This window comes from Cryobacterium serini, assembly GCF_004404025.1.
In the GTDB taxonomy this organism is placed as follows: domain Bacteria; phylum Actinomycetota; class Actinomycetes; order Actinomycetales; family Microbacteriaceae; genus Cryobacterium; species Cryobacterium serini.
Map to the genome: position 1 here is coordinate 484,261 of NZ_SOHN01000016.1, position 21,159 is coordinate 505,419.

18 protein-coding genes are annotated in these 21,159 nt (G+C 64.0%); 10 read left to right on the top strand and 8 right to left on the bottom strand.

Going from position 1 to position 21,159, the window contains the following annotated elements; genetic code table 11:
• Nucleotides 1-48 precede the first annotated feature (48 nt).
• From gmd to E3T51_RS14275, 3 genes are read left to right on the top strand one after another with little or no spacing between them, the layout of a single operon-like run.
• The gene (gmd, locus tag E3T51_RS14265; protein ID WP_134530392.1) at nucleotides 49-1,080 is read left to right on the top strand and encodes a GDP-mannose 4,6-dehydratase; all 1,032 of its coding nucleotides are present in this window, start codon (nucleotides 49-51) and stop codon (nucleotides 1,078-1,080) included.
• A 1-nt stretch (nucleotide 1,081) separates the two neighbouring features.
• On the top strand, nucleotides 1,082-2,017 hold the full coding sequence (locus E3T51_RS14270; RefSeq protein WP_134530393.1) for an NAD-dependent epimerase/dehydratase family protein: 936 nt from the start codon (nucleotides 1,082-1,084) through the stop codon (nucleotides 2,015-2,017).
• A gap of 1 nt (nucleotide 2,018) precedes the next feature.
• Entirely contained in the window at nucleotides 2,019-3,203 is a 1,185-nt protein-coding gene (locus tag E3T51_RS14275; protein ID WP_134530394.1) for a DegT/DnrJ/EryC1/StrS family aminotransferase, read from the top strand.
• On the opposite strand, the gene E3T51_RS14280 is transcribed toward E3T51_RS14275, so the two are convergent.
• Nucleotides 3,187-4,296 (bottom strand): glycosyltransferase family 4 protein, encoded by a 1,110-nt coding sequence (locus tag E3T51_RS14280; protein WP_166806492.1) that lies wholly within the window; start codon nucleotides 4,294-4,296, stop codon nucleotides 3,187-3,189. The two genes, E3T51_RS14275 and E3T51_RS14280, sit on opposite strands and share 17 nt — an antisense overlap.
• 118 nt (nucleotides 4,297-4,414) lie before the next feature.
• On the opposite strand from E3T51_RS14280, the gene E3T51_RS14285 reads away from it, so the two are divergent.
• The 5 genes from E3T51_RS14285 to E3T51_RS14300 all read left to right on the top strand — a co-directional run bounded on the left by E3T51_RS14285 (nucleotide 4,415) and on the right by E3T51_RS14300 (nucleotide 8,710).
• A complete protein-coding gene (locus E3T51_RS14285; RefSeq protein ID WP_134530396.1) occupies nucleotides 4,415-5,407 on the top strand; it encodes a glycosyltransferase family 2 protein in 993 nt (330 codons plus the stop codon).
• A gap of 241 nt (nucleotides 5,408-5,648) precedes the next feature.
• On the top strand, nucleotides 5,649-6,038 hold the full coding sequence (locus tag E3T51_RS14290; protein WP_134530397.1) for a hypothetical protein: 390 nt from the start codon (nucleotides 5,649-5,651) through the stop codon (nucleotides 6,036-6,038).
• A 453-nt stretch (nucleotides 6,039-6,491) separates the two neighbouring features.
• Nucleotides 6,492-7,853 carry a hypothetical protein gene (locus E3T51_RS14295; RefSeq protein WP_134530398.1) on the top strand — a complete coding sequence of 454 codons (1,362 nt, stop codon included), beginning with the start codon at nucleotides 6,492-6,494 and terminating at the stop codon, nucleotides 7,851-7,853.
• A gap of 82 nt (nucleotides 7,854-7,935) precedes the next feature.
• The gene (locus E3T51_RS16825; protein ID WP_166806493.1) at nucleotides 7,936-8,106 is read left to right on the top strand and encodes a hypothetical protein; all 171 of its coding nucleotides are present in this window, start codon (nucleotides 7,936-7,938) and stop codon (nucleotides 8,104-8,106) included.
• A gap of 370 nt (nucleotides 8,107-8,476) precedes the next feature.
• Nucleotides 8,477-8,710: a hypothetical protein gene (locus E3T51_RS14300; protein WP_134530399.1), complete on the top strand. Its 234-nt coding sequence runs from the start codon at nucleotides 8,477-8,479 to the stop codon at nucleotides 8,708-8,710.
• 84 nt (nucleotides 8,711-8,794) lie between these two features.
• Here the strand turns inward: E3T51_RS14300 and E3T51_RS14305 are convergent.
• From E3T51_RS14305 to E3T51_RS14330, 6 genes are all read right to left on the bottom strand, one after another.
• A protein-coding gene (locus E3T51_RS14305) for an IS3 family transposase (RefSeq protein WP_134530470.1) occupies nucleotides 8,795-10,194 on the bottom strand; the annotation gives its coding sequence in 2 pieces (ribosomal slippage) (nucleotides 8,795-9,873 and nucleotides 9,873-10,194; 1,401 coding nt in all).
• A gap of 680 nt (nucleotides 10,195-10,874) precedes the next feature.
• A complete protein-coding gene (locus tag E3T51_RS14310) occupies nucleotides 10,875-12,158 on the bottom strand; it encodes an O-antigen ligase family protein (RefSeq protein ID WP_134530400.1) in 1,284 nt (427 codons plus the stop codon).
• Nucleotides 12,159-12,180: 22 nt separating this feature from the next.
• Nucleotides 12,181-13,638, bottom strand: coding sequence for an O-antigen ligase family protein (locus tag E3T51_RS14315; RefSeq protein WP_134530401.1), 1,458 nt, complete (start codon nucleotides 13,636-13,638; stop codon nucleotides 12,181-12,183).
• A gap of 40 nt (nucleotides 13,639-13,678) precedes the next feature.
• Nucleotides 13,679-14,014, bottom strand: a complete 336-nt coding sequence (locus tag E3T51_RS14320) for an SRPBCC family protein (protein WP_338145162.1) — start codon at nucleotides 14,012-14,014, stop codon at nucleotides 13,679-13,681.
• Between the two features lie 331 nt (nucleotides 14,015-14,345).
• Nucleotides 14,346-15,830 (bottom strand): phytoene desaturase family protein, encoded by a 1,485-nt coding sequence (locus tag E3T51_RS14325; protein ID WP_134530402.1) that lies wholly within the window; start codon nucleotides 15,828-15,830, stop codon nucleotides 14,346-14,348.
• Between the two features lie 253 nt (nucleotides 15,831-16,083).
• The gene (locus tag E3T51_RS14330; protein WP_134530403.1) at nucleotides 16,084-17,262 is read right to left on the bottom strand and encodes an acyl-CoA dehydrogenase family protein; all 1,179 of its coding nucleotides are present in this window, start codon (nucleotides 17,260-17,262) and stop codon (nucleotides 16,084-16,086) included.
• Between the two features lie 124 nt (nucleotides 17,263-17,386).
• Between E3T51_RS14330 and manA the strand changes: the two genes are divergently transcribed.
• Together manA and E3T51_RS14340 are read left to right on the top strand one after the other, a co-directional pair.
• A complete protein-coding gene (manA, locus tag E3T51_RS14335; protein WP_134530404.1) occupies nucleotides 17,387-18,688 on the top strand; it encodes a mannose-6-phosphate isomerase, class I in 1,302 nt (433 codons plus the stop codon).
• A gap of 97 nt (nucleotides 18,689-18,785) precedes the next feature.
• The gene (locus E3T51_RS14340) at nucleotides 18,786-19,916 is read left to right on the top strand and encodes an FUSC family protein (protein ID WP_241989338.1); all 1,131 of its coding nucleotides are present in this window, start codon (nucleotides 18,786-18,788) and stop codon (nucleotides 19,914-19,916) included.
• A gap of 214 nt (nucleotides 19,917-20,130) precedes the next feature.
• Here E3T51_RS14340 and E3T51_RS14345 read toward each other — a convergent pair whose 3' ends face one another.
• Nucleotides 20,131-21,087: a GlxA family transcriptional regulator gene (locus tag E3T51_RS14345; protein ID WP_134530406.1), complete on the bottom strand. Its 957-nt coding sequence runs from the start codon at nucleotides 21,085-21,087 to the stop codon at nucleotides 20,131-20,133.
• Between the last annotated feature and the right edge of the window lie 72 nt (nucleotides 21,088-21,159).

Sequence of the window (21,159 nt, forward strand, 5' to 3'; positions counted from 1 at the left end):
TGAGACATTTGCTCTCCGGCCTTCATTGCTATTGCGGAGCGGATATACATGACTCAGATACAGGCCAAGCGGGCACTGATTACCGGGATCACCGGTCAGGACGGAAGCTATCTCGCCGAACTGTTGCTCGAAAAGGGCTACGAAGTACACGGCTTCATCCGTCGTTCGTCATCGTTCAACACAGCTCGCATCGACCACATCTACCAGGAGTCTCAGGCCGAGAATCACCGCCTGATCCTGCACTTCGCCGATCTCACAGATGGTTCCCGGCTGGTGACCCTCCTCAACGAGATACAGCCCGATGAGGTCTATAACCTCGCGGCTCAGTCGCACGTTCGCGTGAGCTTCGACGAACCCGAATACACGGCTGACACGACCGGCCTCGGTACGGTGCGCCTTCTCGAAGCGATCCGGGCAAGTGGCTTGAACTGCCGGTTTTACCAGGCTTCCAGTTCCGAGATGTTCGGTGCCACGCCGCCGCCGCAGAACGAGGACACCCCGTTCTACCCGCGTTCACCATACGGTGTCGCGAAGGTTTACTCCTACTGGATCACCAAGAATTACCGTGAGGCCTACGGCATGTTCGCGTGTAACGGCATTCTTTTCAACCACGAATCGCCGCGCCGTGGAGGAACGTTTGTCACGCGAAAGATCACCCGTGCGGTGGCGCGCATCGCCGCCGGCGAGCAGAACGAACTATTCATGGGCAACCTTGACTCCGTTCGAGACTGGGGCTATGCACCCGAGTTCGTGGAAGGCATGTGGCGGATGCTTCAGCACGACACCCCGGAAGACTTCGTGCTCGCCACCAACACGGGTTACACGGTTAGAGATTTTCTACAATTCTCGTTCGAACGTGTAAATCTCGACTGGGAGAAGTACGTGAAGTTCGACGAGCGCTACCTGCGCCCGACCGAGGTGGATGCGTTGATCGGGGATCCGGGGAAGGCGGGCAGCCTCCTGGGTTGGACCCCCAAGGTGCTCACACCTCAGCTGGCCGAGATCATGGTTGATGCTGACATTGCGGCGCTTGAGATCGAGGGTCGTCATTACGTTGACACCCCGGTAAAGCTCGGCTGACTTGCGCGTACTACTGACCGGTGGGGCCGGCATGCTCGGATCGAGCATTGCCGCCGATTGGCGTGTTCAGCGCCCACTAGATGAGTTGATTGTGGCCACTAGACAGGACGCAGATCTGCGGGATAGAGCAAAGACGCGGGACTTTTTCGCGGCCAGCCGCCCGGACGCCATCATTCACGCGGCGGCCAAGGTGGGTGGCATCCAGGCGAAAATTGCCCAGCCCACCCCGTACCTGCTCGACAACTTGCTGCTTGATTCCAGTGTTCTGTCGGCTGCGATCGAGTTGAAGATACCCGAGCTGCTGTACGTCTCCAGCGCGGCGATCTATCCTGCCGAGGTTCGGCAGCCTATAGTCGAATCCGACCTGCTCGGCGGGCCGCTCGAGGCTGCCAACGAAGGCTATTCCCTGGCCAAGATCGCTGCGGGCAAGGTGTGCGAGTACGCCAGTCGCCAGTTCGGCTTTCACTACCGAGTAGTGGCGCCGTCGAACCTGTACGGTCCCAATGACGATTATTCGCTCGGGCACGGACATCTGGTGGCGGCGTCGATCGCGAAGATCCACGCGGCCATGGTCGTCGGCGCCCCCACAGTCGAGGTCTGGGGCGACGGCACCGCCCGGCGGGAATTCACCTACGTGAATGACCTCGCCCAGTGGCTCGTGAGTCAGATCGGCTCCCTGAAAGACTGGCCGGCTGTCTTGAACCTCGGGTGCGGCACGGATCACTCCATTGCCGAGTACTACGAAGCGGCCAAGGCAGTTATCGGGTACACCGGTTCTTTCGTCTTCGACACTACGAAGCCGTCTGGTGTGCCTCAACGCCTCCTCGATTCCACGCTCGCTCGCGCCCTGGGCTGGAATCCGACAACTCTCCTAGAAAATGGCATGGCTGCCAGCTACGCCAAGTTCCTGACCAGCCCGCTCGCAGAAAGACGATGACATGACAGCGCAGACCGAACCGATATTTCCTCTCGCCACCTCATCCTGGGACGAGGCCGAGTACGCGGCCCTTCAATCGGTCATCGAAAAGGGACGATTTACGATGGGGCCGCTCGTAGCCCAGTTCGAGCGTGAGTTCGCCCAATTCTTCGGTGCCCGTTACGGCGTCATGGTCAACTCCGGCAGCAGCGCGAACCTCATCGCGATCGCCGCCGCAGTGCTTGACCCGCGGTTCGACTTGAACGCGGGCGATGAAGTTCTCGTGCCTGCGGTCTCGTGGGCGACCACCTACTATCCGCTGCACCAGTACGGCCTGACGCTCAAGTTCGTCGATATCGATGTTGACACCCTCAACATGGATCTCGACTTGCTTGAGCAGTCCGTGGGGCCGAAGACGAAAGCCATCTTCGCGGTAAATCTGCTCGGTAATCCGAACGATTTTGCCCGACTCCGGGAGCTCGCCGCGAAGCACAACCTCGTTCTGATCGAGGACAACTGCGAATCGCTCGGAGCAAAAGACGCCGGAATGTTCGCTGGAACGGCCGGTGTGATGGGCACCTTCAGCGCGTTCTTCTCCCACCACATCTCCACCATGGAGGGCGGTATCATCCTCACCGACGATGAGCAGCTCTACCAGGAGATGATCTCGCTGCGCTCGCACGGCTGGACACGCGAACTGCCCGTCGACAACCACGTTCACGCCAAATCCGGCGACCTCTTCGACGACATGTTCCGCTTCGTGTTGCCCGGATACAACGTGCGACCGCTGGAAATGTCGGGTGCCCTGGGCATCGAACAGCTCAAGAAGATCCCGGCATTGATTGCGGGCCGTCGCGCGAACGCGCAATACTTCGTCGAGAAGTTTCGAGATCTGCCCACGGTGCGAATTCAGCAGGAGCAGGGCGAGAGCAGCTGGTTTGGTTTCTCGCTCGTTCTCGAGGGCGCTCTGGCCGGACGACGCGCCGAAGTGGTCGAGGCGCTCAACGCCGCTCGCATCGAGTGCCGACCGATTGTCGCGGGAAACTTCACCCGCAACCCGGTTATGGCCCACCTCAACGCCGTCGTGCCCGACGCCCTGCCGGCCGCCGACAAGATCCACGAAGACGGCCTCTTCGTGGGCAACCACCATTTTGCGGTAGACGAAGCAATCGACCTGCTCTACGTGACGCTCAAGAACCTGTCCTAGCAGCGAGGGCAGCGCGGAACGTGTCAAGAGTTCCGGCCGCAGTCTTCTTCCAGGAGTATTTCGCTGCCTGCGTGTAGCCGCGCTCTACGAGTTCGGCCATAAAAGTGGGGTTCGTCACCGCGGTCGAGATAGCTGCGGCGATCGATGCCGAATCGGTCGGTGTGAAATACAACGCAGCATCGGCGGAGACTTCACGGTAGACCGGGATATCGGAGAGCATCACGGGAACACCGGCCATCATCGCCTCCAACGCCGGCAGGCAGAACCCGTCGCAGAACGAGGGCATCACCATAGCGGTGGCCGTGGAGTAGAGGTTCTCCAAATCTTCCGCGGTCACCCAGCCCTTGAGATCGATCCATTTCTCCAAGCCTAGTTCGGTGACAACCGCGCGTAGCGGATCGTCCCCGTGACTGCCGGTGATGACCACGCGCGGGCGGATGCCCTCCGGTACGAGGGGGAGCGCCCGGATGATGCCCTCCCAGTTCTTGTGTGGCCGGCGATTTCCCGTCGCCAGTAGCATCCCCTGCGCCGAGGAGGTGAACCGGCTGCGGTCGACCGACGGAGAGGCGGTGCCCGATAGGGGCACTACATCGAGTCTGTCCGGGGACACCCTCAGGAACTTCACGATCTCGTCGCGAGAGACGTCGCTGATCGTGAGGATGCGGGTTGCCGCCTGTGCAGCGCGCCGCTCCATCCACTTCACCGGTCCGGTGTACAAACCCGTTGACATGAGGTTGGGGTGACTCCAATAGAGCATGTCGTGCATCGTCACGACGCTCGGAACAGCACGGCTCATCGTGCCGAGCGTGGCGGGCGAATGAATAAGGTCTGCGCTGAGCTTCTTTGCCCAGCGGGTGACCATGAACAGCTCTCCGAACGCCCAAGCGAATCGGTTCTCCCCGCTGATCCCCGAGTCGATAACGGTTCCAGGAAACCAGGACTGATCCAGGGCGAAGCCCTCCTTGCTGGCCAGCCCCACGAATTCGAACTCGGAATTCGCAGCGGCGATGGCCCGGTAGAGCTCGCGCGCGTACGTTTCCATACCGCCCTTGGTGCCGGTGTACGAGAGAAGGTCAACAAGGATTTTAGGCATAATACGAAATGGTAGCAACTGCAACGAGGCGCGCAGCCCAGCCATCGACCTGTGTACCAGACCGTGCCCGATAGGATCGAACTGAATTCTGTACCTGAAACTAAAGGATGAACCCGCAATGAGCGAGACACTCTCCGTGGCGCTCTGCACATATAACGGCGCCGCACACGTGGCCCAGCAGCTGGGAACAATTCTGGAGCAGACTCTCGCCCCGGACGAAATTATCGTGTCGGATGATGGGTCGAGCGATGATACCGTGCAGATCATCGAGACCACTTTCGCTGCTTGGCAGGAAGCGCACCCGGGCGCTCGCATCGCCCTCCGTGTGGTGCGCAACGCGACGCCGCTCGGTGTGACGGCCAATTTCGAGCAGGCGCTGAAGCTGTGTATCGGCGACCTTCTGGCGCTGAGTGATCAGGACGATCTCTGGCATTCTGGGCGGCTGGCACGTATGACCGCCGAGTTCTCATCCCGGCCAACACTACAGCTTCTGCACACGGATGCCCGCCTAGTCGACGCCACCGGGAAGCCGCTCGGCACGACTTTACTGAAGACATTGGGGGTGTCGCCAGCAGACCAGCAAGCGGTGCACATAGGCCGAGCGATTCACCTTCTCCTGCGTCGCAACATCGTGACCGGCGCCACCATGATGCTTCGACGTGAACTTCTGCAGGTGGCCCGTCCGTTCCCGGCGGCGTGGGTGCACGATGAGTGGCTCGCCGTGGTGGCCGCAGCGACCGGCGTGGTCGACCTGATCAATGAACCACTCATTGACTACCGTCAGCATGGTTCCCAGCAGATCGGAGCGTCCAGCCTCGACACGGCGGGAAAATTGGCGCGCCTGCGCGCTCCGGGCGGCGAGCGCAATGCGAGCTTATTGGCTCGCTCCCTGGTTTTAAATGAACGCGCCCCCCACCTACGGCCGTCGGTAGCAGCGCCGATTCTTGCCGCAATCGCCGGCAAGGTCGCCCATGAGCAGATGCGCAGCGCGCTCCCGGTTCAGAGAGTGCGGCGAATCGGACCGATCGTTCGTGAATCGCGTCGGGGTCGATACGCCAGCTATGGGCTTGGCCTGCAGGACGTACTCCGCGATCTGGTGCAACCGCTTTAACTCGTATTGGCCCACGATGAGCGGCAAGGACGGTGCCCTCAAGAGTTTCATTGCAATTCGTGCAACCGCTCGGCGCTTCAGGCAGTCTCTGCGCCCCGACGAGACGCTGGCCGTGCTGGAGTGGGTCGTGGTTGCCTGGCCCGCTGTTAATGTGGTGGTGCTACGAAACAGTACGGTGCTGGGGTTAAAGCGAACTTCGAGCAGGCGCTCGCGGCCTGAACGGGCGATCTCATCGCGCTCTGTGACCAGGACGATATCCGGCCTCGTCGACCTGCTCGAAGAGCCGCTCACCGACTACTGGCAACACAGCGGCAACCAGATCGGCGTGACCGCCCTTGATGCCTCCGGCAAGCTCGACCGGCTGCGGGCGCCGCGCACTGCGCGGAACGCGCGACTGTTGGCGCGAGCCGCAGCGCTGCAGCAACGCGCGTCGGGGTTCGAGCCGGCGGCATCTGCTTCGGTGTTGGCTCCGATCGATGCGAAGCTCGCGCACGAGGCGCGGCGCAGTGCGCTACCGGCGTCACGGCTGCTGCGCGTGGGGCCGATCGTGCGAGGCTGGCGTGTGGGGGAATACTCCCGGTCCATGCTTGGACTGCAAGACGTGCTGCGCGACCTGGTGCAACCGGTTTGACTCCGGTTGAAATGCATTTCATTTCCGCCAGGGTATTTCTTCGGTCGTGGCAATCACGACTACTGCAGTGCTGTCACCCAACCGATGAAGCGGGATGGGCTGACGCAGTGGACGATGCCGTCCCGGTAGCCACAGGCGGAGTCGTACTCGGTCAAAGGTCGGCTGACTGCGAACGGGCCGGTTTCGGTGTAGCCGTCGATCAGGAGTTCAGTCTTCAGGGTCTCCCACGCGGCCGCGTCTCGTGACCAATTCTGGTAGACGACCGAGATATCTGTCTGAGGTATGCCCTATCGGCACCGTAGACCATCGGTTCCGAGCAGCGTGTCGGTATCGCTGCTGACGCTGTCATCACGAAAGGTGAGACCGTCCTCTGCAAATTTCGCGTTTAGGTCGGCGGTGAACGCGGTGTCGCAATTGATCGGGTCGATTGTCGGAATAGGCGATGGTGTAATCGTGACCGTCGGCACCGGGAGCGCAGTCTCCGGTTGTGCAGGCCCAGAACAGCCGCCTAACGTCATTGCAAGGCATGTCGCTACGATCGCTGTTCCAACGAATGTTTCCCACGAGATCATAGTCACAACATATCTGCTTCGCCGTTTCGACGCCGACGTTGGTGTGAAGGTCCATGCGGTGGCCGTCTTGTGGGCCTGGTGGCGCCAGCCACTAGCCTGTTCGTGGGTAGGAAACTTGGGGAAAATAATGCGGGGATTGAAAATACTGGCCATTGTAGCGATGTCAACGGTGTTGGCAGGGTGTGCTTCTGGCCCTGCAGCCGTCGAAACAACTGCGCCATTGGTGGAGGCGAGCGCTGTACCAGTGTCGGAGCCAACGTCTCGACTGGGTTTGGCGTGTGATGACCTCTTGACTTCAATATTGGTGGAGAACTTACTCGATACGACAACGGTGACGACCGATCTGATGGTGAAACCACAGTCAGCAACGCCGTTGGCTTATGCCGTGAGTCAGCTCGGCGGGGTCTCCTGTTTGGCGAGCGGCGACGTCGCCGATCAAAGTTTCGTAAGTGTCGTGGTGCTGCCGGAGGCAACCACGCAGTGGGCGACTTACGCGGCGAAGAACGCCGACGTTGGGTCAGGCGCTGTTTCCGCCTACGGCGATGCCTCCCAGGTCGCGTGCTTTAATTTCGGTGAGTTCTTTACCTGCTCCGCGAATATTCTCGCTGGCGAAAATTGGATCGACGTGTACGCACGGGGATTGAATGCGGATCCGGGTGTAAGCAATGAAGCCATTGCTGAGCAGGTGGCCCCGCTGATCACGGACATCGTCAACACTGTGACGGGCGCTGCAGCCCCGGGACCGCGTTGGGTTGCACCGGGCTCGACCGGAATGCTGCCCACTGACTGCTCCGTTTACTCCACCGAAGGTGAATTTCAGGTGGCGTTCAGCACCGCCGAAAAAGTCTTGATCAGCGGCGATAGCGATGGCGAAGGATGGGGCATCGACGATGCGGGCTGGGCGATTGCCGGCGGCGACCGCTGCGTGTGGTCTCCCGAGGGCACAGGTCAGACCTGGCCGCTCTACATCAGCGCACTACCCGGCGGCGAATGGGCGTTTGACCATTCCGCGGACTTGATGTCGGCCAATGACGCGACGCAGGTCGTGGCCCAGACCCCTGCTGGTGTTGACCGGGCCACATTTGGGTGTCACATATATTCCGGGTTCTGCACACTCGATACCGTGATCGAAGGCAACTGGGTTCAGTTCAGTGCTGAGCAGGATCTCGTCGGTACCGAAGACGATGTGCGGGCGCTGCTCATTGAAACTGCCGAACGCGCGGTCGCACGCTTCCCTGCTTGACCGCCGAAGCGCGCGGCTGTTGGCGCGAGCCGCAGCGCTGCAGCAACGCGCGTCGAGGTTCGAGCCGGCCGCATCCTCTTCGATGTTGGCTCTGATCAATGCGAAGCTCGCGCAAGAGACGCGGCGCAGTGCGCTACCGGCGTCACGGCTGCTGCGCGTGGGGCCGATCGTGCGCGGCTGGCGCGCGGGGGACTACTCCCGGTTCGGGCTGGAACTGCAGTACGTGCTGCGCGATCTGGTGCAACCGGTCTGACGCATAGCAGGATGGCCGTCTTGGTCGTGTCGCGTAGTTTCGGTAAATGGAGATTCAGGTGAAAAGACGTATTTCTGCTCGAATCGGATCAATCCTGCTACTGTCGCTAGTCCTGACAGGCTGCTCAGAAAATTCGGCAGAGTCAGTCGCGAGCGATCCGCCGATAGTTTCACTGGCGCCGTCTGCATCCGCAGAGGCACCACCGGTCGCCGCGGACGTTTCAACGTGCGCCACTGCATTGGCATCGGAGGCCTGTACCGACTTCGAAGGCTCAGGGTTGGCGCTGCGGGACTATCAGGGCTGGCGAACGGATTATCCAGTTCATGGAAGATGAGGGCGGCATAGCCTGCACCTGGCAGGGCAAGGCGACGTGCTCGTCATCTTCGGGCACCTCGCCCTAACCGCTGCCGAGTGGGAGGCGAAGAAGGCCGAACTGATTGCGACTGGCTTCATTGAAGAGTCCAGTCCGGTTCCAGGCTACTTCGATGAACCCGACACTGATCCCAACTACGTGGATGGCGGTTTCGTCTATCGCGATGGCAACCTCTTCTATGTGAGTTACCCGGCCTTGACGCAATGGATTCCAGAGTTCGCAGACGCATAGAGTCACCGAACTAAACGCAACGCACGTCTGTTGGCGCGAGCCGGCGACACGGAATTTGTCAAGGTGAATGAGGCCAGTGGGAGTTTAGGCGGCTAGTTCGAGCCGTTCATTCTCGGGGGGTTTGTCGGCGGGTTTGTTGATCCAGGCCGTCTCCGGAATGGACAGAATCTTTGGTGCTTGGGTTGTGCTGAATCGCTCGGGGAAGCGTTTCCGGGCCGCGTCCAGCGTCGATGCTCGTTCGATGGCTTTCGCCGCTGCGAGGCCGTAGTGGACGTCTGCTGGCGTGTTCAGGCCGATCCCGGAATGGCGATGTTCGTGGTTGTAGCCATCGACGAACGAGGCCATGAACGTTTTCGCGTCGGTGAGGGAGCCGAAGCGTTCGGGGAACGTCGGAGCGAATTTCAGGGTCTTGAACCACGCCTCGCTGTAGGGATTATCGTTACTTACCCGAGGCCGCGAATGCGACTTGGTGACCTCCAGATCAGACAGCAACGCCGCGACGGTCTTGGACGTCATCGACGTGCCGCGGTCGGCGTGAACGACCTGAGGGACGCCGTGAATGCCGAAGATTTCCTTCATCATCTCCACTGCCAGCTCGCCTGATTCCGACGCGTGAACATACGCGCCGACGATGTCGCGAGAGTAAATATCGATCATTATGTAAGCGTCGAAGTATTTCCCTTTGACCGGACCGGCGAGTTTCGTAATATCCCAGCTGAGCACCTGGCCGGGTCCCGTGGCCGTCAGTTCCGGGATCGCCCGGGCCGGATGGCGTGCCAGACGGCGGCGGTCCTTGACCTGCTGGTTCTCGTTCAACACCCGATACATCGTTGATATGGAGCACAAGTACGTGCCCGCGTCCAGCAGCTGCGCGTAGATCTGGATCGGCGGCAAGTCCACGAACGACTCCGAATTGACGACGTCCAGAATCTGTTGGCGGTCGGCATTGCTGATCTTGTTCGCCGGGATCGGCGCCGGCCCGGCCACGGGAGTTTGGCGCTTGCGGGTCGCGGTCGCTCGAGGGATCCCGACGAGATCGGCCGCGACACGGGTCGAGATGCCTCGGCTGGCCAGTTCGCGGTAAGCGGTCATTACGGCTTCGTGTGCGGTGTTTCGTCCCGCGAGCTCTTCGAAAGACTTTCGAGTAGCTCGTGCATTTTTGACATGATCTCCAACGCCACCCCCGTCGTCTCGAGGCGCTGCTCGGTTTTACTCAGCTGGCGGCGTAACCGGGCGATTTCCGCTTGCTCCGGCGTTAACCGGCCAATCTTCTCGCCGGGTTTCTTGCCCGCGAGAACCCCTGCGTCGCGCAGCTTTCGCCATTCCGTGATCTGCGAGGAGTACAACCCTTCGGTGCGCAGATACGCTCCGCCCTCGTTGTTCTTGATGGCGGAGTCATACGCGGCGAGGTACGCCAGCTTCTGCGCTGGGGTGAACGACCTTCGTGAGGTCGGACCACCAGCTCGGGGTCCGGGACTACTCATAGGACTATCGTCGCGCACGGCGATGAAAGACGGGCTGGACATGGTGATGATTCCTGATTCTCGCCCTACGTCACACGGCGGACTTGCTCTGAGGTACTGGCCTCACCCAACCCTGACACGTAGGGCATCCGCTTCGGTGTTGGCTCTGACGGATGCGAAGCTCGCGCATGAGATGAGATGAGATGAGATGAGATGAGATGAGATGAGATGAGATGAGATGAGATGAGACGCGGCGCAGTGCGCTGCCGATGTCACGGCTGCTGCGCGTGGGGCCGATCGTGCGCGCGGCTGGCGTGTCGAGGACTACTCCCGGGTCGGGCTAGGTCTGCAGGACGTGCTGCGTGACCGGGTGCAACCGGTCTGAGCTGAGACCTCACGAGGCGCAGGTCCCGCGCGGCGCGGGGCGCGGGAGTTCTGGCCTGGCCAGTACTCCCGCGTACTGGCGTAGCCCCCGCGTACTGGCGTAGCCCCCGCGGAGTGCGATCGAACCGGATCGGCCTCGCTGCGAAAGTCCCGCGCACTGGCGCAACACCCGCGTAGCGAGCCGTCAGCCCGCCCACGGCTGCAGCTCCGATCTCCGCGAATTGCCGCATGTCCCGCGCAGCGGCGTAGCGCCCGCGGAGCGAGGCCCCTTCGCGGGGACGCCCGACCCAAGGCGTTGCCGAACCTTGCACGCGGGCCTACGGAGCGTCGGGGTAAGGCTTGTGCGGCAGCGCGTTTCGCCAGCTCAATCCCTGCGCGGCCTTGACGGAGCAGATCACGAGCAGCAGCCAGCCGAACTCGAACAGAATGGTGCTTTCCGCAGCGCTGGTCACCAGCAGGGTGACGAGAGTGAGCGGCGCCCAGACGTAGACCAGCGATCGCTTGTTTGACGCCAGCAGCCAGGAACGCACGAAGGCCAGCAGCACGAGGGCGAGAAAGGCGAGAAAGCCGATCAGTCCCACCTGAAAGTACACGTCGAGGTAGGCGTTGAGGCCGGTGGCGTGCAGGCGTCCGGTAGTGAATTCAAGCCAGCCGTAGGGGGTGACGTCGTGCGGCCAAAATCCGGCCCAGCCCCAGCCCTCGAGCGGATGCAGCTCTACCAGCCGCCACATTTCGCTCCAGAGCGAGTATCGCGCCTCGAACTCGCTGCCGGCGTTGAGGGCATCGATGATGGGCAGGCGTGAGAGCCAGGCCACGCCGGCAGCGACGAGAGCCGCACTCAGGAGGCCGAGCTGCAGCATCCATCGGCCGTCGACGGACGTGCGACGCAGGCGATAGAGAGCGAGCGCGGCGACGGCGACGCAGATGGCGACGACCACGATGACGGGGGAGCGGGTAAGCGCCAGGCAGATGCCGGCCAGCCACATGGAGCCGATGCCGAGGCCGCGCGGAATGGACCGGGCGCGAAGCTCCACGTAGAAGGTGACGGCCGCGACGAGGGCGATGAGACCGAACACGTTCCGGGATCCGAACACGCCCTGAATCGGCCCGAGCTGGTCGATGTTGCCGACGATGCCGAGAAAGGCGATGGGCAGGTCGAGCAGCAGCCCCGAGAGCACTTCGAGCCCGAAGGAGAGGGCGAGCAGCACCCGCAGCACGTCACCGGTGGCGCGCACCACCTGGAACGTGTCGCGCACGAGGGCCACGTAGATGGCGAGGAATCCCACGGTGATCTGGTAGCTGACGCCGATGATGGTCTCCAAGACGTAGCCGCTCCATACGCCGGAGAGCGCGCACCAGGCCACGAACACGATGATCGAGATGGGCAGCAGACCGTGCCACTCCACGATGGGGCGGCGGGCGAGCAGCGAGAGCACGGCCAGCACGACGAGGCCGCCGAGAATACCGATGAGGCCTGGCCAGCCCATGACGCTTCGCAGCGGGTGAGTGCTAAACGCGGTGACCAGAATGGCGAGTGTGAGCGCGGCCGCGAACTTCGGCGACGCCAGCACGCGCCGCAGAGCATCGGGCAGGGTGGTCATCCTCTAATTTACCGCGCTGGCGTCACGGCATCGGCCGCGGCGCGTGCTGTTGCCGCTTGGTGACCACGGCCAGCACGATGAGAATCACCCAGCCACTCTCGATCAGCAGCCGGCTCTCGGCGATGCTTTGCGCGATCAGCGCGGCGAGCAGCAGGAGCGGAAGTAGAGCCGACACGGCGAACGGTTCGGTGTCTTTCACGCCGAGACGGGGGCGATCGACGGCGAGAAACCAGGCTCGCCACAGGGTTGAGCCGACCAGGGCCGCGAACAGCATCACGCCGACGATCCCCAGCTGCAGCCACACGTCGAGCCAGGCGTTGTGCGCCTGCAGGTAGGTGACGCCCTTGCGCACGGCGAGATCGTTGAATGGTTCCACCCACGGCACCCAGTAGCTCACCCAGCCCCAGCCGAACACTGGTCGTTCCAGGGCGAGGTGGGTGACGCTGGCCCAGATATCGAAGCGGCCGGTGAGGTCGTCGCTGCGGCCGAGCAATCCGAACAGTTGCGAGGAGAACAGGGCGAGCGCCGCTCCCACCGCCAGAACGGATGCCGCCGCTACGACATACAGCGGCCGCCGGTGCTGATCGTGCACCCGTCTGGCCCAGAGCGCGAAGACCAGGGCGGCGACGACCGCGACGAGCGACACGGTAACCGTGGCCGAGCGGGTGAGCAGCAGCATCCACACGCCCAGGGCCAGCCAGACCAAGCCGGCGTTGCGCCTGACTGTGCGGGCTCGCAGCTGCACGGTAAAAACGATGATGGCTGTCAACGCGATGAATCCGAGCAGGTTGCGGTTGGCGACGATGCCCTCGATGGGGCCGCCGCTCAAGAGCAGGCCGCGGCTCCAGTAGAAGGCGTTCGGCACGTCTTCGGTGCCGTAGTCGACGAAAAACGGCAGCACTTCGTGTTGTACGACAAGGGCCACGAACAGCTCGAACGCCAGGCTCAGGGCGAGCACCCAGCGCAGCGCGCTGGCCAGGGTGCGCAGCAGCTCCGGCCAGGTGAGAGTCACGGCCAAAAACAGGGCGGCGAGGGTGGTGATCAGTTGCAGGGTTATTCCGAGCAAGGATGCCCCCGGGTAATACGACCAGGTGATCGACAGGGTGGCCAGCAGTAAAAAAGCGGTGATGGTTTTGGGAAACTTGCGCCAGTTCAGGGGCGGGGCCAGGGCCGCCTGGTAGGTGTGGCCTCGCGCGATGTCACGGTCGGTGGGGGTGTCGTCTGGTGCGGGCGCCGCTCTTTTTCTGTTGCTCGTGGCGTTGGCTTTCGCGCCGATCGCGGCGCCGGCGGCGGTCGCCCGATTGCGGGCGCTGCTGCGCTGGGTCCTGAGGCCGATCACACTGCCGACGACCACGATCACGGCGATGGCGCCGAAGCCCCACCAGCCGCCGAGGTTGCGCCAGAATTGGCCCGCCAGAACGGTGAACCAGACGAAGGTGGCGAAGAGTCGAATGACGAGGCGGCTCTGCACGGCGGACATGGTTTCAGATTACCGGTGTTCGTGCGCCGCGTTTCGCGGGCTAGTCGGCGTGGCCCGCGGCCAGATAGGCGAGTCGATGCAGGGTCTCGGTGTTGCGGTAGGCGATGGCCAGGTCGCCCAGGGGAGTGGGAACGAGGCGGGCTGGGCCGGCGATGACATCTTCGGTCAGGCGCACGAGGCATCCGTTTTCGGTGTCTTGGATGTCGATCGACACGTGCGCGTCACCGATCGGCCAGCCGCGCGCCTTGAGCATGACGTGGCGGGGCGAATGCCATTCGAGCACGGAAGTGGTGTCGTCGAGCAGAGCGGGCCAGATTCTGACCGAGTGGTGAACCTGGCTGCCGACGTCGGGCCAGCTCGCATCCACGTTGCGCATGCGGCTCGCGCCGACGACCCAGGTGGGGTAGAGCCATCCGTTTGAGAGCTGGCCAAGACCCGTTCGGCGGTGCAGTCGAAAGCTCGGTAGTTCACGGCCATGAGAACTCCTTGGGGTTGGTCTCGGACAGAGTGGATGCGCATGGAAGTTTCGGGATGGCTGAATAACCAATGAGCGTCCCCCGATCGGTCTGGTCCGACGCGGGAGGTCGCATAACTCCTGCAAATCTTGGGGTGTTCGAAAAACTTGCCCGGAATTACGGGGGTGACTTCCCACACAGCCAGAAATTGCAGGAGTTATGCGCGGCACCTGATGTTTCGTGGTCAACTTGTCAGGGGGATAGACCATCACTCGCCCTCCCGGGAGAGAGGTCGGGCGGCTCAATGATGTTGTATTCGTGGGCCAGGGCGCTCAGGGCGGCGCGGTATCCGCACATGCCGTGCACTCCCGGGCCGGGAGACGTCGACGACGAGCACAGGTAGACACCGGCGAGGGGGGTGCGCCACGGATCGCCGGAGACTACCGGGCGGCGCACGAGCTGGATCATGCTGATCGCTCCGGCCGCGATGTCGCCGCCGATGTGATTGGGATTGTGGTTGTGCATCTGCGCGGCGGTCTGGCTGGCGGAGGCGAGAATCGTGTCGCGAAAACCGGGGGCGAAGCGTTCGATCTGCCGGGTGATCTGTTCGGTCTGGTCGCGGGTGGAGCTGGCCGGGACGTGCGTGTACGCCCACAGCACGTGCTTGCCGGCGGGAGCGCGCGTGTCATCGAGGATGCTCGGCTGCGCCGCGAGCACATACGGGGAGCCGGAATGACGCCCGCTGGCCACCTCATTCTCGGCGCGAGCCTGGTCGGCGCGGGTGCCCCCCACGTGCAGGGTCGGCGCTCGCCGCAACTCTTCTGCCGCCCACGGCACCGGCTCGGAGAGGGCAAAATCCACCTTGGCGACGGCATTACCGTAGCGAAACCGGCTGAGGGTAGTTGTGTAACGCGCGGGCAATGCCCCGGCGGCGAGGTCGACGAGGGCGCGCGGCGTCACGTCGAGCAGCGTCACGCGTGCTGGCGGCAGCTCGTCGAGACTGGTGATGTCGGCATTCGTTTGGATCTCGCCGCCGTGCGCGAGCAGGTCGTCAGCGAGCGAGCGCACGATGGCGCCGCTGCCGCCGATCGGGATCGGCCAGCCCCCGGCGTGGGCGTGCGCGGCGAGGGTGAGTCCGGCGCCAGCGGCGGAGGGGCTTGGCAGCCGTCCGATCGAGTGTGCGAACGTTCCGGTGAGCAGCGCCGGCGCGGTCTCGCCGGTGAAGCGCCAATTCCAAGCGGGGCTGCCCTGCTCGAGGGCGCGCAGCCCGAAGCGGGCCAGCGTGAGCGGATGCCGCGGCACGCGCAGCAGCGCATCCCCGGTGAGCTCGGCGATGGCGGTGATGTTCTGCACGAGCGGTCCCAGCAGCCGCAGCCAGGCCGGGCCGTCGCGCCCGAGACCGGCGGCGGTGCGTTCGATATCGTGCCAGGCCACACCGGCGCGGCCGCCGGGCAGTGGATGCCCGTAGGAGATCTCGGGCACCCGGAGTTCGATGCGGTCTTTGAGACCGAACTTCTGAAAGAACTCCGAAGCGAGCGCCAGCGGATGCACGGCGCTCCCAACGTCGTGGTGAAACCCGGGCAGGGTGAGTTCGGCTGTCGCCGCACCGCCGCCGATCTGCGGGTTGCGCTCGTAGACGCGCACCCTGAGGCCGGCGCGGGCGAGCGTGACGGCGGCGGCCAGGCCATTCGGTCCGGATCCGACGACGATCGCGTCAAGCCCCTGATCGGTACTCACTCCGGGCCGCGCTCGTTTGGTCTCATTCCGACACCGTATCCCGGGGCAGGGTGGGCGGACAGTCAGCAAACGCGATTTCGGGGCGCGGGTCGCGATTTTTCGGGGGCGCGGGCATCCGCTGGCGTAGCTAACGCCGGTAAATTTGCGACACGCCGTACCAAACGGATGCCCCACCCGGCGTGTCGCAAATTCTGCCGGCGTAACGTGCGGCCGACCGCAAACCGGCCGGCGCAAGATGGCCGGGGGCTGCGGGTCAGACGAAGGCGGCCTGGCCGGTGATGGTGCGGCCCACGATAAGGGTGTTCATCTCCTGCGTGCCCTCATAGGAGTAGATGGCCTCGGCGTCGGCGAAGTGCCGGGCCACGTTGTACTCAAGGGTCACGCCGTTGCCGCCGAACAATTCGCGGCACCAGGCCACGCTCTCCCGCATTCGGCTCGTCGTGTAGGCCTTGGTCAACGCGGAGTGTTCGTCGCGCTGAACGCCCTGGTCTTGCAGCTGCGACACCCGCACGACCATACCGAGGCTCGCGGTGATGTTGCCGAGGCTCTTCACCAGCAGATCCTGCACGAGCTGGTGCCCGCCGATGGCCTTGCCGAACTGCTCGCGCTGCTTCGAATAGGCCACGGCCGCGTCGTAAGCGCCGATGGCGTTGCCGACAGCCGCCCACGATACCTCGGCGCGCGTGGCCCGCAGCACCTTGGCGGTGTCCTTGAATGAGTTGGCGTTCTGCAGGCGCAGGCTCTCGGGAACGACCATGTCGGTCAGGGTGATGTCGGCGTTCTGCACCGCGCGCAGGCTGATCTTGCCTTCGATCTTGGTGGCACTGTATCCGGTCGTATCGGTGGGCACGATGAAGCCCTTGACCTGGTGGTCGGCGGTGTCTTTGGCCCAGATGATGGTCACGTCGCTGAAGGTAGCGTTGCCGATCCAGCGCTTGGCGCCGTTCAGGGTCCAAGTGTCGCCGCTGCGGGTGGCGGTGGTGCGCAGGCCCTGCGCCGCGTCGGAGCCGCTGAGCGGCTCGGTCAGTCCGAACGCTCCCACGATCTCGCCCGAGGCGAGGCGCGGAATCCACTCGGCGCGCTGCTCGGCTGAGCCGCAGGCGGCGAGCGACCCGGTCGCCAGCCCGTTCTGCACGCCGACGAAGGTGGCAACGGATGCGTCCACTCGCGCCACTTCCAACGCTACGAACCCGCGGAACACGGCCGAATTTGCAAACGGTTTCGTCTCGTCCCAGGCGAAGGAGTACAGGCCGAGCTCGGCGAGCGGCTGGATGATCTGGGTGGGGAATTCGGCGCGCTCCCAGCATCCGTTTGCGATGGGGCGAACCTCCTGCTCAAGGTAGGCGCGCAGCTTGAGGATGGCCGCCTGCTCGGGCGCGGTGAGGAGGGTTTCGTAGCCGAAGAAGTCGCTGCCGAGTAGCTCAAAGGTCATGGATGCTCCGTTGCAAGATGGGCGGCCGACACACGACCGGGACTATTCGTCAGCCTAGGGTCGTTGGCTGGACGATCGAAGTCGGTTGGTAGTTTGGTCTAAACAGCGTATGAAGGAGCCGAAAATGTTTGTGGGCATCACCAATACCCCGCGCGATTATGCCTGGGGCTCCACACACGCCATCGCCGACCTGCTCGGTCGCACGCCGTCGGGCCATCCGGAAGCCGAGCTGTGGCTCGGGGCCCACGCCGGCTCGCCGTCGGTGATCGAGGATGCGGCAGAGGTGGGCGGTTTCACCGACCTCGCGGGCTGGATCGCGGCTTCGCCCGAAGTGGCACTCGGAGCGGGCCTGGCCACGCGGCAAACGGATGCCGCCGGCTCGGCCACAGCAACCCCGCGACTGCCGTTCCTCCTGAAGATTTTGGCCGCGGGACGCCCGCTGTCGCTCCAGGCGCATCCGACGACCGAACAGGCCCGTGCCGGGTTTGCGCTGGAGAACGAGGCCGGAATCGCCGTCGACGCCGGCAACCGCAACTACCGCGACCCTTTCCACAAGCCCGAACTTCTCTTTGCGCTCAGTGACACGTTCGAAGCGCTCTGCGGGTTTCGTCCGCTCGCCGAGGTGCGCGGCATCATCGCCGAGCTGCGCCTGCTCGACCTCGCGACCGAGAACCCGCAGGCCGCCGCCATCGACCTGCTTGAGCAGCACCTGGCCGAGGGTCTGCGCGACACCGTTGACTGGCTGTTGCGTGACGGCCGCGGAGGCGACTCCGGCGAGGTGAAATGGCTGGTCGAACGGGTGGTCGCGCTCGCCGAGTACGCTAAGTTTCTAGCCGTCGGGGGAGCAAACATCGGCTACGCGGGCGAGCTGGCAGCGGTGCGCGTGCTCGCTGCCGAGTACCCCGGCGACCCCGGAATTGTGCTCGCCCTACTGCTGAACCGGGTCTCCCTGAAACGTGGTGAGGTGTTGTATCTGCCAGCCGGCAACATCCACGCGTATCTGTCCGGGCTCGGCGTGGAGGTGATGGCCGCCTCCGACAACGTGTTGCGCGGCGGGCTCACCCCCAAACACATCGACATCGAGGAGTTGCTCGCGGTGCTCGACTTCACTCGGGCGCCGTCGCCGCGACTGGCTCCTATCGTTGTCGCGGATGGCGTCGCGCGGTATCGGCCGGGGGTTTCCGACTTCGAGCTCGTGCACATCCACGCGGATGCCGCCGCCCCGTCACCGACGCCTGTCCCGATGCGACAGATCACCCTCACCGGTCCGGCCATCGCGATCTGCACGGCCGGCGGCTTTCTCGTAGCGGGCAGCTCGTCGTCGCGGCCACTCAAGCGCGGCCAAGCCGTGTATGTGACGCCGGATGAGGGCACCCTGACCTTCGCCGGCATCGGCGAGGTCTTTCTGGCGATGCCCGGTGCCTAGCCCGGTGTTCGATGAACTCCAGCGGGCTTTCCAGAGTCTCATCAGCCGCCTCGCCTAGCCTCCATCCGGGGATGATGCTGGAGGGCATCCGCAATCGATGGTAACCACAACGATGCCGGGCACGAGTGAACTCGCCGACACCCGCTCCCTGAGGTGGGTTAAGCGCTACCTGATGCGCCCACGAGCGCTTCAGGTTGTCAAGATCTCTATCGCCGTGGCGATCGCCTGGTCGCTCGCCCCGCTCATGCCGGGGACGGCGAAAGATTTTCCCTATTACGCTCCGTTGGGCGCGCTGCTCAGCATGCATCCCACCCTCGCGCGATCGATCCACAGCTCAGTCCAGACCCTGGCGGGGGTCCTCATCGGCATTGGCCTGGCCGGGATCGTGGTCATCGTCAGTGAGCCCACCGTGTGGACTCTCTCACTCGCTGTTGGACTTGGCACCCTGATTGGCGGAATGAAATGGATGGGAGCAGGCGGCGAGTACGTGCCCATCACTGCTCTGTTCGTGCTGATCATCGGCGGTCCCAACGCCGACGGCTACTCCATCGGCTACGCAACACAGATCTGTCTGGGAATAGTCGTGGGCCTGGCGGTCAATTTGCTGATTCTGCCGCCCCTCGCCATCGGCCCGGCGCGGGAACGCCTGGCGGGATTTCGCAGAACGCTGACGAGACACCTCACCGACGTCGGCGACGCCCTGGTTGAGAGTTGGCCGCCGGCCCGCGATGACTGGGCCACGCAGGGGGAGACGCTCAACGCGGCTGCACGGCAGGTGCGCACGGCCGTGCAGACGGCCGACGAAAGCCGCAAGGGCAACCCACGCGCCTGGTTCACTCGCGCAAACCTGGATGCCGACTACGACGCCCTCGTTGCGCTGGAAAACGTCACCTTCCACATACGAAACCTCACCGAGGTTTTGGCCGGCATGGTGTGGGGCAAGCCGATCGCGCTCGAGCTTCCGCCGGAGCTGCGTCCAGTGCTTAGCGAAGCCCTGCACGCCGTTGCCGCGGCGATCACCGCCGGAGACGACGACGAGCGCCAACCTGACCTCCTGGATCAGGCCGGCGTGGCGATCGAGGCGATCCTGCGCAAAATGCAGCAAGAAATTGAGGCAGGGGCCGCGTCGTTAAGTCCAACGGCCGCCATCGTGATCGATCTCAAACGAATTCTCATTGCCCTGCGAGCGAAAACCGACCGTGAAGCTGCGTCGGCTTCGACCGGCTAGCGTCTGCAGCTCCCTCCTACCGAGCCGCCGCACGAGTCGCCGCCCGCGCCGCGGCCCGATGCCGCGGGACTTGCGCCGCTGCGCGGGAGGCGCAACTCCCGCGCACTGGCGCAGTTCCAGCGCCACGAGATACGCGGGGGTTCTAGCCAGGTCCGAGGTCCCGAACCCTGGCGCAGCTCCCGCGTACCGCGCCGCAGGCAGGCGGATGCGCCCGCTAGCCGACCCGGCGGGGGCCGAAGGCCCGGCGGTAGGCGGTGGGAGTGGTCTGCAGCACCTGCAGAAAGTGGTGGCGCATCACGGCGGCCCCGCCGAAACCGGTGTCGACGGCGATCGCCTCGAGGCTTCGTGAGGAGTCTTCGAGCAGTTCCTGGGCGCGCAGCAGCCGCTGCCGGTTGAGCCAGCGGGTGGGCGTCGTGCCGAGCTCAGCCCGAAACCGGCGTGCGAAGGTGCGCGGCGACATGAGCGATTTGCGGGCGAGCAGGTTAACCGGCAATTCCTGGTCGAGGTGGCGCAGCATCCACTCGGTGACAGCGGCGAAGGATTCGTCCTGGCAGTCGACGACCGGAGCTTCGATGTACTGCGACTGGCCGCCGTCGCGCTGAGGCGGCACGACCATGCGGCGGGCGATGATGTTGGCGGCCGTGGCGCCGAGTTCGGTGCGCACAATGTGCAGCGCGGCGTCTATGCCGGCGGCGGTGCCGGCCCCGGTGACGACGTGGCTGTCGTCGACGAACAGAACATCAGGGTCGACGGTCGTCTTCGGAAACGAGCGGGCGAGGGCGTCGGTGTACATCCAGTGGGTGGTGCTGCGGCGCCCATTGAGGATGCCGGCCTCGGCGAGCACGAATGCGCCGCTGCAGACGCTGAGCACCCAGGCGCCGCGGGCTTCGGCGTCGCGCACAACCTGCAGCACGCGCGGGTCGACGGCCTCGCCGGCCTCGTAGCCGGGAATGGCGATGAGGTCGGCATCGGCCGCGGCCGACAGGTTGTCGTGCACGACGATGTCGAAGCCGATCTTGGTGCGGATCGGTCCGGGTTCGGCGGCCACGACGTGAAAATCAAACGTTGGCCCGCCCTGAATGCTGCGGTCGATACCGAACACCTCGCAGATCACGCCGAATTCAAACGGCGCAAGGCCTGGGAGGGTGACGCACACGATCTTCTGGAGCATGAGCATCCTCTGGTCAACCTTGGCAGGAATGTATCGAACAATGTCGACTCTGCCACTCGTGGCAGAAAAGCA

Coding starts and splice junctions, on each gene's coding strand:
- E3T51_RS14345 (WP_134530406.1), bottom strand. CDS start 21,087: ATGCTCCAGAAGATCGTGTGCGTCACCCTCCCAGGCCTTGCGCCGTTT.
- E3T51_RS14310 (WP_134530400.1), bottom strand. CDS start 12,158: ATGACCACCCTGCCCGATGCTCTGCGGCGCGTGCTGGCGTCGCCGAAG.
- E3T51_RS14315 (WP_134530401.1), bottom strand. CDS start 13,638: ATGTCCGCCGTGCAGAGCCGCCTCGTCATTCGACTCTTCGCCACCTTC.
- gmd (WP_134530392.1), top strand. CDS start 49: ATGACTCAGATACAGGCCAAGCGGGCACTGATTACCGGGATCACCGGT.
- E3T51_RS14285 (WP_134530396.1), top strand. CDS start 4,415: ATGAGCGAGACACTCTCCGTGGCGCTCTGCACATATAACGGCGCCGCA.
- E3T51_RS14330 (WP_134530403.1), bottom strand. CDS start 17,262: ATGACCTTTGAGCTACTCGGCAGCGACTTCTTCGGCTACGAAACCCTC.
- E3T51_RS16825 (WP_166806493.1), top strand. CDS start 7,936: ATGTTGGCTCTGATCAATGCGAAGCTCGCGCAAGAGACGCGGCGCAGT.
- E3T51_RS14320 (WP_338145162.1), bottom strand. CDS start 14,014: ATGCGCAACGTGGATGCGAGCTGGCCCGACGTCGGCAGCCAGGTTCAC.
- E3T51_RS14340 (WP_241989338.1), top strand. CDS start 18,786: ATGGTAACCACAACGATGCCGGGCACGAGTGAACTCGCCGACACCCGC.
- E3T51_RS14275 (WP_134530394.1), top strand. CDS start 2,019: ATGACAGCGCAGACCGAACCGATATTTCCTCTCGCCACCTCATCCTGG.
- manA (WP_134530404.1), top strand. CDS start 17,387: ATGTTTGTGGGCATCACCAATACCCCGCGCGATTATGCCTGGGGCTCC.
- E3T51_RS14280 (WP_166806492.1), bottom strand. CDS start 4,296: ATGCCTAAAATCCTTGTTGACCTTCTCTCGTACACCGGCACCAAGGGC.